This is a genomic window from Aeromonas australiensis, from assembly GCF_000819725.1.
Classification (GTDB): Bacteria; Pseudomonadota; Gammaproteobacteria; order Enterobacterales; family Aeromonadaceae; genus Aeromonas; species Aeromonas australiensis.
Window position 1 is genome coordinate 1 of record NZ_CDDH01000096.1, and the last position, 12,229, is coordinate 12,229.

The following is a 12,229-nucleotide window of genomic DNA, read 5'->3' on the forward strand; positions in this document are numbered from 1 at the left end:
GGGGTTTGTCAGCAGTCTGCGGAGCCTGGGGCTCCGGTTTTGCATTTTCGTCCGCGAACGGCGCGCTCAGCTGGAGAGCAGCACTCTGGCCGAGTTGGCGGGGATGGTCAGCTGCACCTCGCCCTGCACCACTTCAAACTTCTCGCCGTTGAAGGCATCGGTGAAACGGCTGGCGGGGCTGGCGGTCTGCCACAGGGGCAGGCTGATGGTGCGCGGCTCGCTCGGATGGCGGTTGCAGGCCACTACCACCTGATCGCTTTGCAGGGTGCGGGCGAACACATAGCTGTGTGGCCCGGCATAGAGGGTCTGGATATCACCGCGGCGCAGGGAGGGGCGCTGGCGGCGGATCTGGATCAGCCGGCGATAGTGGTCGTGCAGCACATGATCCCAGTCTGTGGTATCCCACGGGAAGCAGCGGCGGCAGTCCGGATCGTTGCCGCCAGAGAGCCCCACTTCATCACCGTAGTAGATGGAGGGGGCGCCGATATAGGTGAGCAGCAGGGTGGCGGCCAGCTGCATCCGCTGCTTGTCTTCACCCAGCAGATGGAGGAAGCGGGCGGTATCGTGGCTGTCCAGCAGGTTGAACTGGGCCAGCTGGTTCTTGAACGGGATGTGGGCACGTGCCAGCTTGAGCCAGCGATCCAGCTCTTCGGCGCTGATCTTGATAGGGTGGTAGGCGATATCCTGCCCTGCCAGGAAGGCGCGGATCGGGTGGGCGAAGCCGTAGTAGTTCATGGCACCATCCTCCTGATCCCCTTGCAGCCACTGGCTCGCCTCGAAGAAGTGCTCGCCGAGCACGTAGGCGTCCGGATTCTCCTGCTTCACTGCCCCGCGAATGGCGCGCACATGGCTACGGTTGCCCTCGGCGGTGCCGCGCTCACCCAGCATGTGGATGACGTCAAAGCGCCAGCCGTCGATCTGATAGGGGGCGCGCATCCAGTAACGGAGGATGGCGTCGTCGGCCCGATAGACGGCGTCCTGCACCTTCTCGCAGGAGAAGTCGAGCTTGGGCAGGCTGCGAATGCCCTTCCAGCTGACGTAATCCCCTTCGTTATCAAAGGTGTAAAAGCTGCGCCACGGGGAGTCCGGGTTGCTGTTGGCCCCCAGCGGCGGGCAGAACCAGGGGTGCTCGGTCGAGGTGTGGTTGACCACCGCATCGAGGATAATCTTCATGCCGCGCTGGTGCAGGTTGCGGGTCAGCTCGGCGAACTGCTCGTTGTTGCCGAGATGGGCATCCACCTTGAAGTAGTCCTGGGTGTCGTACTTGTGGTTGCTCGGCGAATCGAAGATGGGGTTGAGGTAGAGCGCCGTCACCCCGAGAGATTGCAGGTAGTGCAGCTTGGCATCGATGCCCGCCAGGTCCCCACCATAAAATTCGCAGGCGCCGTGACCCTCTTCGTGACGACTGACCGGTTCGCCCCACGCCTTACTGATCACCGCCTTGCCGCGGTACTCGTACTCGTGATGCTTGACGCTCAGCGAGGGATCGCCGTTGCAGAAGCGGTCGGGGAAGATCTGATAGAACACCTGATCCTGCACCCAGGCAGGCGGCTGGTGCAGGCTGTTGAAGCGAAAATGCTGCTCCCGTGGCGGCATGGACGCGCTGACACCGGCGCCGTGCAACCACCACTGCTCTTCATCGGTCAAGCATTTGAAGCAGTAGAGGTGAATATCCTGCCCCTTGAGCAGTGGCAGGGTTCCTTGCCACACCTGCAACCGGTCACGGGTAGAGACCGCCGTCATCGGGATCAGGTACTCCTCGTTATCCGGCTCGTGGCGCAACCACACCTCGCGGATGGGGGCCGCCAGCTCGGTAAACAGGGTCAGTTGCAGGGCATCGGCGCTCTCTTTGAACCAGGGCGCCACCTGGGGATGAAACAGAAACGGATAGGTCATGATGCTTATTGAGTCAGAAGGTCGGCGAGGGCATTGCCCTGTTCATGCAGTGTTTCAAGCTGGCCTGCCAGCGACTTGGGATCCAGTCCCAACTGATCGGCGAGCGGTTTGGGGAAACGGGCGATGATGGCCTGGGCAGGTACGCCCGCATTCCAGGCGAAAGAGATAAAGACGGCGAGGCGGATCAGCACCGCCTCCTTGCTGACCGGATCGTGGGAGAGCGGGTCGAGCTGCTGGGAGATGGCATCGACGAAGGCCTCGGAGAGGTTCCAGCGCCGTGCCAGCTCGGCGCCGAGCTGGGCATAGTCGTAGCCCAGCATCTCCCGCTGGGCCTCGACCCGGCTGCTGCCGTTCTGGATCGCCATGTTGATGAGCTCGGCCTCTTCCGGCAAGGTGCTTTGAATAAGCAGCTCGCCGATGTTGTGGATCAGGGCGCAGGTGAAGGCGGTCTCGGGATCCATCACCTTGGCCTCCTGGGCCAGGGTTTTGGCGATGGTGGCGACCTGGAAGGTCTCGGTCCAGAACTTGTTTTTGTCGAAGCTGGGCGGGGCCTTGAAGGTGCCGATGATGCCGGAGGCGACCACTACGGAGCGCAGCCGGTTGAAGCCGAGCCGGATCACCGCCTGGTCGATGGAGGTCACTTCGTTGCCCCGACGCAGGGCGGCCGAGTTGGCCATCCGCAGCACCTTGACGCTGATCACCTGATCCATGGCGATCTTGGCCGCAATCTCGTCGATGCGGGCATTCTCGTCGTTAAAGCTCTGCATCAACTCGTGCAGCAGCTTGGGAATAGTGGGGAGTTGTTTGATCTTGTCAAACAGGCGATCCATCGACATGGCTGAGGCAGCCTCCGTTGCGAACTCTGCTTCATATTGTGCCACAGCCAGACAACATGTTCCTGTCTGTGATGTGGCTTTGTGATGGGAATTGCGGGTGCTAGAACACCCAGTCGCGCAAGGTGTATTCCAAACGGTGCTGTTTGCCCTGCAGGATCAGGCTCTGGCGGGTGCCGCTCAAGGTTGCCCCTTCGGCAAGGGTGGTCAACACGGCCTGTTCGATGGTGTCCAGTGGCGGCATGCAGGCCATTTCGGTACTACCAAGGCTGGTGACCCAGAACCTGTCCCCTTTCATATGGCCCTGACCGAAGTAACGGTTACAGCCGGCGATGCCGTTGACGGTGAAGTGCTCGCCGATCTCGAAATCGGGGGGATTGTCGCGGGGAGCCTTGATCGGTTGGCCATCCAGTTTGCTCAGTACCCAGTGGTGGTGTTGCAGATCTTGCTGAACAAAGGTGGTTGAACTACAGCCAGCGAGCAGTAACAGGGGGATCAGCAGCAAGGGCAATCTGGGCATGAGGGGGCTCCGGTTGGGGGAGCAGCAAGAATACCCTGTTTGGGCATCCCGGAGCAGGGCGCGAGAGGGGGCGACCGACCGCTTCTGTCGCCCTTGACCGGCACCCTGTGTCGCTAAAACGCGACGTGGAGTTTTGGCGCCGGTGATGTGTCAGTCAAGCAACCTTGGGTTCGGCAAGTCGAAAGGCTGTCTCGCTGCCCGCTTGGTGTCATCAATGTTGAGTGTGATAAAATGCAGCACCGATTGACCCCTGGATGAAAAGCATAAAATGACCACCGAGCAGCTGGACTCACTGTTTGACCGTCTGTACCCCATTTGTCGCAGTATCTCGGGGGCCGGATTGCGTGAAAGTCTGGCCATCTTCGCCGAACATATGCCTCTGCTGCTGGAAGGGACACCGTCCGGCACTCAGGTTTTTGATTGGACTGTCCCGCACGAGTGGCATATCGATTCGGCCACCCTGACCGCGCCTGATGGCCACGTGGTAGCCGATTTTGCCGAGCACAATCTGAGGGTGGTCAATTATTCGGCTCCTGTTGAAGGTGTCTATTCGCTTGAAGCATTACGCTCCAGGCTTCATACCCTGCCGCATCTGCCAGATTTGATCCCCTACGTTACCTCTTATTATCAGTCCAATTGGGGGTTCTGTCTGAGCCACAATGAGCTGGCGCAGTTGCTCCCGGGTGACTATCAGGTGCGCATTGATAGCCGCTTTCAGGCTGGCGAGATAAATTACGGTACGGCCTTACTGGAGGGTGAAAGTCGGCAGGAGTTTTTGCTCTCGAGCTATCTGTGTCATCCCAGCATGGCGAATAACGAGTTGAGCGGTCCGCTGGTGCTACTTGGCTTGTATCACAGGTTGGCTCGTTGGCCGAAGCGTCGCTTTAGTTACCGTTTTGTGCTGGCACCCGAGACCATAGGGAGCCTCTGTTACTTGCATCGTTATGGTGAATATCTGAAGTCTCACTGTATCGGTGGTCTGGTGTTGACTTGTCTGGGGGGGCCGGCCAGTGCCCTCTCCATCAAGTTGGCTAGGCAGGAAGAGTGTCTGCTCAACCAGTTGGTCCGTCAGCTGGCCAACGAGCAGCCGGAGCGTTGGGCAATCCGTGAGTTTACCCCCTGTAATGGCTCTGACGAGCGCCAGTACTGCTCGCCGGGTTTTAACCTGCCGGTGGCACAGGCGGCTCGCACCGTCTATGGCAACTTTGCCGAATACCATACCAGCGGTGACACCAAGGCATTTATGCAGATATCACGCCTGATCGAAGCCATTGATCAGCTCGAACAGTTATTGTTACAGCACGAAAATGCCGGCGTCTTCGAACGTACCAACCCCTATGGAGAACCTCAGCTAGGCAAGCGGGGCCTTTACCCAAATCTGAATTCGCCCACGAGCTATGGCAAGTCAAGTGATCAACTGCTGGATGGGCGTACCCAGTTGATGGCGATGCAGTGGATCCTGAATCTGGCTGACGGCCAGCACACGCTACTGGAGATGGCTCGTCGTGCCCGGATGCCACTGGCGACCTTGTTGGCCGTCATTCCCTTACTAGAAGAGGCTGAATTGATCCGATTTACGGCCCCGCAGTGCCGCTGACAGGAGAAAATATGTCGATAGTTCTGATTACCGGAGATCATCCCCGCCACCGTTATCTGGCGCGTCAGGTGATGGCTTGCGGTTTGCCGGTGACCTGGTTTGCCGAACGGCGGGAACACTTTACCCCGACGCCACCGGCTCAACTCAATGGCCGTCTGACCACGCTGTGGCAACACCATTTCAATTTGCGTGACGAGTGCGAACAGCACTACTTTGCGACTCAGGGTGCGCCGCTGGATATGGCCATCAGCATCGGGCCGAGCGAGCTGAACAGCCCCGAGATGATTTGTCGGATTAGTCAGTTACAGCCTACTCTGCTGCTATCTTATGGCTGCCACAAACTTTCCCCTGAGCTGCTGCGCTGTTTTGGCGGTATGGCGTGGAACGTACACGGTGGCCTTTCGCCCTGGTACCGTGGCTGCATCACTCACTTCTGGCCCAGTTACATGCTTGAACCCCAGATGACGGGGATGACGCTGCACGAAACGACCGAGGCCATCGATGGCGGTAATGTGCTCTACCAGACGGCAGTTACACCACGACGTGGTGATCGGCTGCATGATCTAGCCTGTCGGGCCGTAAGGGAGTTTTGTGACACGTTGCCCACAGTGCTGGGAACCCTGCTGGCTCATGAGCAACCGGTATCAGGCATAGTGCCCATCAGTTCGGGGCGTATCTGGACTGCGCGCATGTGGCAGCCTCAGCATCTTGAGGTGGTATACGGCCAGTTCGAGGACAAGATAGTCGATTACTGTTTCGACTCAGGTATTACTATGCCGCCAGCCAAATTGCTTTGTGTCGATGGGCTCGACATAACTGCTTCGCGCTGAGGGCGCAGGATCAACAACAGGGAGGCCGATGGCCTCCCTGTTGTTTTAGGGCTCCGTGGAAGGGGCTCCTAGTGTGCCTGTGCCTGAAGCGGCTATTTCGGCCTGATTTACCGAAAAGAACAACCGTTCGGCATAACGGGCAAGGCCGGCAGCCACCGAGCCGAAGTCATCGCCACCCTCAAGCGGGATGGAGGGGAGCTTCTGGCGGATAAAACTGGCGATCAGCGGCGAGCGGGCGCTACCGCCGGTGACGAAGATGCGGTCCGGCTGCACACCGGCAGCGGCGATCGCTTCGTCCATCAGCTCGCCAATCTTCTCCAGCAGCAGAGCCGAGGCGTTGGCCAGCTGTTCGCGGGTCAGCTCAGCTTCCAGCCCTTTTTCCAGCTCGGCCAGCGACTGGCGAGTGAGATCCTGCTCCGAGAGGGCGATCTTGCCCTGCTCGGCACGCCATACCAGCTGGTGGCTCAGCTTGTGGGCCCGCAGGCTGGCCAGACGACCCAGCTTGCTGCCGGGTTGGCTGTCGAGCTGAAGATCCTGCAGCTGGCGGGCGGTGTCGAGGCTGTAGAAGCGGCTCTGGGCGCTGACGTCGTTGATGGCGGCCGCATCCCAGAACAGCGGGTGGGGCAGCGGCTTGCCGGTCTTGAGGGTCTCGTGCATGCCGAGCAGCGGCATCATCCCCTCCACCGTCAGGCGGATATCGAAGTCGTTGCCGCCGATCCGCTGGCCGCTGTGGCCGAGCAGATCGCCGCTGCGATCCAGCTGATCGCGGTAGCTGGGGCCCATCCGCAGCATGGAGCAGTCGGTGGTACCGCCGCCGATATCCACCACCAGTACCACGGCGTCTTCGGTCAGGCGCGCCTCGAATTCAAACCCGGCAGCTACCGGCTCATAGAGGAACTCCACCTGCTCGAAACCGGCCAGACGGGCTGCCTCGGTCAGGATGGCGATAGCTTGCTGGTTGCTCTCCTCCCCCGCCAGCCCCTGGAAGTTGACCGGCCGGCCGATCACCGCCTGGCGGATCGGGGCGCCGAGCTGCTGCTCCGCCTGCTGGCGAACGTGGAGCATCATGGCGCAGACGATATCTTCAAACAGGGCGATCTGGGGGGCCTTGAGGCCATAGGCGCCGAGGAAGGATTTCGGCGATTTGATGTAGTAGCCGTCGTCCGGCTCTTCCAGATAGCGCTCCAGCGCGGCAGCGCCAAAGCTCAGCTCGTCGATCAGCCCCTCTTCGCGCATCTGGCGGCGAACGGCTTGGGCGCGGGTGACCACGGGGCCACGCAGCTTGAGGTACTCCGCCTGCTGGGTGGGGGCCAGCCCTTCGGCCAACAGACCGGCGATAGCATCCCGGTGGGGGGCGTGCAGGGTGGAGGGGAGATAGCGGGATGCGCCGAGATTGAGCAGCCTGGGGCTACCTTGTTCCATCACGGCCACGGCACAGTTGGAGGTGCCGTAATCAAATCCGATAAACATGGGCGCCAGACTCCTGAATAAAAAGGGGTGCTAGCCTACCCGAAGGCGCCGGGTCTCACAACCCGGCACCCCGGATATTGAGGGCGCAGGGGAAAATACACAGGGGGAGCATATTGGTGTGGAAAACAGAGGGAATGGCTCCCTCTGTCGTTCATGGCTACGGGTGCGAGAGGATTACTCCACTTCGTTATCGCAGCGACCCTGGTTGGTGATGGCCTGGATATTGCCGAGGGTGGTATCGGCGATGGCGTGCAGTGCCTCGCGGGTCAGGAACGCCTGATGCCCGGTAAACAGCACGTTGTGGCAGGCGGACAGGCGGCGGAACACGTCATCGGTGATCACCTCGTTGGACTTGTCAGAGAAGAAGAGATCCTCTTCCTCCTCGTAGACATCCAGCCCCAGTGCGCCGATGCGGGAGCTCTTGAGCGCCTCGATGGCGGCGTTGGAGTCGAGCAGGCCGCCACGGCTGGTGTTGATGATCATCACCCCATCCTTCATCTTGGCGAATGCCTCCTTGTTCAACAGGTGGTAGTTCTCTTTGAACAGCGGGCAGTGCAGGCTGATGATATCGGACTGGCGGAACAGGGTATCGAGATCCACATACTCGGCCCCCAGCTCGATGGCGGCCGGATTCTGGTAAGGATCGTTCACCAGCAGGCGAACCCCGAAGCCCTTGAGAATGCGCAGGGCTGCCAGACCGATCTTGCCGGTGCCGATGACGCCGACCGTCTTGCCATGCATGTTGAAGCCGACCAGCCCTTCCAGCGAGAAGTTGGCGTCGCGAGTGCGCTGATAAGCCTTATGGATGCGGCGGTTGAGGCACATCATCATGCCCACCGCATGTTCGGCCGTCGCCTCGGGGGAGTAGGCGGGCACTCGCACCACCTTCAGCCCCAGCTCTTTGGCGGCAACCAGATCCACGTTGTTGTAACCGGCGCAGCGCAGGGCGATGATCTGGGTGCCGTTGGCAGCCAGCTCGGTCAATACCTCGCGGTCGGCATCGTCATTGACGAACAGACAGACCACCGGGAAGCCATGAGCCAGCCGGGCTGTCTTGGCCTCCAGCCGCACATCGAAAAACTCCAGATCGAAGCCGTACTGGCTGTTGGTCTGGCTGAAATGCTCTTTGTCATAGCTCTTGGTGCTGAATACGGCGACTTTCATGGTGTGCTCTCCGCAGATAATTTGTCGTTAAATTACAACAAAGCTTGTTAACTATCACCGGACAAACCGGCTGGTTATTGTCCCCATGGCATGATGGGCACCGCGCTGACTGCACTCTTGTACGAACCATCTACCAACTTGGTGCTGTAGGTCAGGTAAACCAGCGCGTTGCGCTTCTGGTCGTAAAAGCGCACCACCTTCTGCTCCTTGAACACCAGCGAGGTGCTGACATCGAACACCTCTTCCCCCGCCTTCAGCTTTTCGGGCAGGGTGATGGGGCCGATCTGGTGGCACGACAGGGAGGCGTGAGAGGGATCTTCCGCCAGCCCCAGCCCGCCTTTTACACCACCGGTCTTGGGGCGCGCCAGATAGCAGGCGACGCCGTCGATGCGCGGGTCGTCGAACGCCTCCACCAGGATTTTGTGGTTGGGGCCAAACAGCTTGAAGGCGGTGCTTACCTCACCAACATTGTCTGCTTTGTCGGCCAGTACCGGCATGGCCAGCAGTGAGGTTGCCAGCAGCAGTGCCGTGTTCTGTGTTTTCATATCGGTTCCTTGTTATACCCCGAGATGCGCAATCTGGCGCAGGGCTATCCGATGGGCAACCCTCTCTGGCCACCAAGCTGGCGCTTATTGGGGCGGATATTGCCAATATTGGGCCGGAATGCTCTTTAGCAATGGGGTCGTGTCAGGATTGGGCAGATTGATGGTGACCCGCTGATCGAGGTTGGCGCTGGCAAGGGCCTCGCGGATCTTGGGGTTTTCGTTGAAAAACGTCATAAAACTGCCATCGGCATAGGCCCGCTCCAGCCCGGTCTGGAGCGCTTTGGCCAGCTTGGGGTATTCGGGGCTGACGAAGAAGAACTGGGCGAAGGGGTAGCGGATCAGCAGATGCTGCTCGATGGCGAGGTTGGGATATTGTGCCACCAGCTCACTGCGCTCGGCGAAGATCTCCACCAGACCACGGGGAAAGAAGTCCAGCTTGTCGCCATCGTTGATAAGGCGAAACAGACTGCTGTAGCGGCCTGAATAGGTCGGGATGCCGGCATTTTCCAGGATCTTGTTGTCAGCCCATCCCACCCCTTGCGCCGCCTTCAGCTGTTTTAGGTCAGCCAGGGTATTGATCTGATTGAACTTCTCCTGATCATTCCCGTGGATGAACGACAGCCGTAATCCTTCCAGCCCGCGAAACAGCGGAATGGGGATGGCAATCAGGGAGGATTCGAGGGCGCTGGAGGTACCCATCCAGAAGACGTTGATGGTCTTGCCCTTGCTCAGCTGCTGCTGGAGGGTGAACTGGTTGAGGTCGAGTTCGACAGGCTGGATACGAAAGGGTTGCCCGGATCGGGTCAGGGCCAGTTCCAGCAGCTTGTACTGGTACTCCTGGTCAAGATTGTTGACGGGTCGGCTGGGAACCTTGACCGTCAAAACCTGTGCTTGTGCCAGCAGCGGCAGGCACAAGCACAGCTTGATGAGCCATTTCACTCTCTGTTCTCCTGTAGATTCCGCAAGGTGTCCGGAGTCTAACAGAAGTTGTCACCATCTTGCTGCGAGGTGTTGTACAAGGTTTGAGCGCGGGGCCCTGCCTTGCTGGCACCTGTTGCACCAGAATGGTGACGGTTCTTCGAAGCGTCAGGCGACGCGCCGGAACACGTGGGTATCGTTAAATTCCTTGGTGCTCTGGCATTCGACGCAGAAACGGGACTCTGGACGGGCATGTAGCCGCTTGAGGGAGATCTCGTCACCACAGGATTCGCAGTAACCAAAATCCCCTTCGCTGATGCGCTTCAATGCGCCCCGCAGCTTGCGCAGATGCAGCTTGTCGTGCTCGATGCGGTTCAGCTCCAGACGGCGGGCCTCCTCGATACTGGCACGGTCAATTTCATCAGCCATCTCGTTGGTGTCGGTGGCGATGGCCTGGCTGGCCTGGGAGTTCAGGCGCTCTTCGAGCTCGACGATCTGTCGCTCGATCTGCCCCTTGTAAAAGGCCAGTTGGTCTTCAGTCATGAAATCACACATACGATTAACTACCAGTCAGTTTACTAACCCAATTATCCCTGTTTATGGGGGCTGTCTGCCTACAGACCAAGCCCTTGTATCCAGATTTGCACCAGTTTCATGCAAGAGAGTGCAAATCAGGGCGGGCCTTGTACCAAAAAAATGCAGCCAAGCAAAGCAAATAGGATAAGGATTGTGCGCCTTTGCAAAAAAATGGCCCGTTCCTGCGGGGGATTGGTCGGGATCTGGCGCCCGCATCCCCCTCTGTTGGCATCGCCTTTGCAGTGCTCTTAGTCCGGATTTGAGTGTTTAGTATTTGGTGTCGGGTTGGTCATTATATGCGCCGTTATTTATAATTTTTTAAACACACCCGCTTGACATTGCCCTTGATAGCGGGCTTTTATGGTGGTGTTGATTACAATTTTATAACAAGGGTGTTCCATATATTAGACACCCTTGTCAACGGCAACCGTAAAGTCGGGGTTTAACATGGACAGTATCAAAGGCTGGATGGAGAGCAATCGCATCACGGAAGTGGAGTGTCTGTTCCCGGATTTCACCGGCAACGCCCGGGGCAAGATCATTCCAGCCAACAAGTTTTTGCGCGAAGGGGGCATGCGTCTGCCCGAGGTGATTTTCACCCAGACGGTGACCGGCGACTATCCGGACGATGACAGCATGATCGACCCGCTGGAGCGGGACATGCAGCTCTATCCCGACCCCAATACCATCCGTTTTGTCCCCTGGGCACTGGAGCCCACTGCTCAGGTAATCCATGACTGCTATGACGTCAATGGCAAGCTGATCGACATCGCGCCGCGCTCCGTGCTGCGTCGGGTTCTGTCATTTTACGAGAAGCAGGGCTGGAAGCCGGTAGTCGCTCCCGAGCTGGAGTTCTATCTGGTTACCCGCAACGAAGATCCCGACTATCCGCTGATGCCGCCAGTGGGGCGCAACGGGCGCCCTGAGACCGCCCGCCAGTCGTTCAGTATCGATGCGGTCAACGAATTCGACCCCATTTTCGAAGATATGTATGACTACTGCGAGGCGCAGGAGCTGGAGGTCGATACCCTGATCCACGAGTCGGGTGCCGCCCAGATGGAGATCAACTTCCTGCATGGTGATGCCATCGATCTGGCGGATCAGGTGTTCCTGTTCAAGCGCACCATGCGTGAAGCGGCCCACAAGCACGGTATCTATGCCACCTTTATGGCCAAGCCGATGAGTAATGAACCGGGCTCAGCCATGCATATCCACCAGAGTCTGGAAGACATGAATGGCCACAACCTGTTCGGCACTGCGGAAGGGGGCAACTCCGAGCTGTTTATGCACTTTATCGCCGGCTTGCAAAAATACACCCCGGCGGTGACCGCCCTGCTGGCCCCCAATGTCAACTCATACCGTCGTCTTGCGTTTGGTGATAGCGCGCCGCGTAACGTGCAGTGGGGGGTCGAGAACCGCACCTGTGGCTTGCGTGTCCCCTTTTCCGAGCCGGGTGCGCGCCGGGTGGAGAACCGCTTCGCCGGTGCTGATGCCAACCCCTATCTGGCGCTGGCCGCCACCCTGGCCTGTGGCTACCTCGGCATGATGGAGAAGCTGGATCCCATGCAGGAGATGAAATCGAGCGCCTATGACCTGCCCTACAGTTTGCCCCGTTCGCTGGAGGAGGCCCTCAGCCATCTGGAGCAGTGCGAACCCATCAAAGAGATGCTGGGGGAGCGCTTCACCCGCGCCTTCGTCGCGGTCAAGCGCAAAGAGTACGAGACCTACTTCGGGGTGATCAGTCGCTGGGAGCGGGAGTTCCTGCTGCTTAACGTCTGACCCCCTCTGTAACGGAGAGGCCGGAGTCGGCCTCTCCGCTTCCTGTATCGAAGAGACCGGAACGCGAGTCAGGTGGCGGCAGTCACCTGTGAGTGGTTGTG

At 59.2% G+C, this 12,229-nt stretch carries 11 protein-coding genes; 3 read left to right on the forward strand and 8 right to left on the reverse strand.

Annotated elements, in window-relative coordinates:
- Positions 1-66: 66 nt before the first annotated feature.
- From malZ to BN1117_RS16190, 3 genes are all read right to left on the reverse strand, one after another.
- The gene (gene malZ, locus BN1117_RS16180) at positions 67-1,896 is read right to left on the reverse strand and encodes a maltodextrin glucosidase (RefSeq protein ID WP_040099053.1); all 1,830 of its coding nucleotides are present in this window, start codon (positions 1,894-1,896) and stop codon (positions 67-69) included.
- 5 nt (positions 1,897-1,901) lie between these two features.
- Positions 1,902-2,732 carry an HDOD domain-containing protein gene (locus tag BN1117_RS16185; RefSeq protein ID WP_040099055.1) on the reverse strand — a complete coding sequence of 277 codons (831 nt, stop codon included), beginning with the start codon at positions 2,730-2,732 and terminating at the stop codon, positions 1,902-1,904.
- Between the two features lie 100 nt (positions 2,733-2,832).
- The gene (locus BN1117_RS16190) at positions 2,833-3,249 is read right to left on the reverse strand and encodes an META domain-containing protein (protein WP_040099057.1); all 417 of its coding nucleotides are present in this window, start codon (positions 3,247-3,249) and stop codon (positions 2,833-2,835) included.
- Between the two features lie 268 nt (positions 3,250-3,517).
- Between BN1117_RS16190 and BN1117_RS16195 the strand changes: the two genes are divergently transcribed.
- Both BN1117_RS16195 and BN1117_RS16200 read left to right on the forward strand, forming a co-directional pair.
- Positions 3,518-4,846 carry a DUF4910 domain-containing protein gene (locus BN1117_RS16195; protein ID WP_040099058.1) on the forward strand — a complete coding sequence of 443 codons (1,329 nt, stop codon included), beginning with the start codon at positions 3,518-3,520 and terminating at the stop codon, positions 4,844-4,846.
- 11 nt (positions 4,847-4,857) lie between these two features.
- Positions 4,858-5,676 carry a formyl transferase gene (locus BN1117_RS16200; protein ID WP_040099060.1) on the forward strand — a complete coding sequence of 273 codons (819 nt, stop codon included), beginning with the start codon at positions 4,858-4,860 and terminating at the stop codon, positions 5,674-5,676.
- A gap of 45 nt (positions 5,677-5,721) precedes the next feature.
- On the opposite strand, the gene yegD is transcribed toward BN1117_RS16200, so the two are convergent.
- The 5 genes from yegD to BN1117_RS16225 all read right to left on the reverse strand — a co-directional run bounded on the left by yegD (position 5,722) and on the right by BN1117_RS16225 (position 10,328).
- Positions 5,722-7,146, reverse strand: a complete 1,425-nt coding sequence (gene yegD / locus BN1117_RS16205; RefSeq protein ID WP_244463557.1) for a molecular chaperone — start codon at positions 7,144-7,146, stop codon at positions 5,722-5,724.
- A gap of 174 nt (positions 7,147-7,320) precedes the next feature.
- Positions 7,321-8,310: a 2-hydroxyacid dehydrogenase gene (locus BN1117_RS16210; protein ID WP_040099061.1), complete on the reverse strand. Its 990-nt coding sequence runs from the start codon at positions 8,308-8,310 to the stop codon at positions 7,321-7,323.
- Positions 8,311-8,384: 74 nt separating this feature from the next.
- A complete protein-coding gene (locus BN1117_RS16215; protein WP_040099063.1) occupies positions 8,385-8,855 on the reverse strand; it encodes a CreA family protein in 471 nt (156 codons plus the stop codon).
- 84 nt (positions 8,856-8,939) lie between these two features.
- The gene (locus BN1117_RS16220; RefSeq protein ID WP_040099065.1) at positions 8,940-9,794 is read right to left on the reverse strand and encodes a type 2 periplasmic-binding domain-containing protein; all 855 of its coding nucleotides are present in this window, start codon (positions 9,792-9,794) and stop codon (positions 8,940-8,942) included.
- Positions 9,795-9,941: 147 nt separating this feature from the next.
- Entirely contained in the window at positions 9,942-10,328 is a 387-nt protein-coding gene (locus tag BN1117_RS16225) for a TraR/DksA family transcriptional regulator (RefSeq protein ID WP_005356952.1), read from the reverse strand.
- A 468-nt stretch (positions 10,329-10,796) separates the two neighbouring features.
- On the opposite strand from BN1117_RS16225, the gene BN1117_RS16230 reads away from it, so the two are divergent.
- A complete protein-coding gene (locus tag BN1117_RS16230; protein WP_040099066.1) occupies positions 10,797-12,128 on the forward strand; it encodes a glutamine synthetase family protein in 1,332 nt (443 codons plus the stop codon).
- Positions 12,129-12,229: the final 101 nt, after the last annotated feature.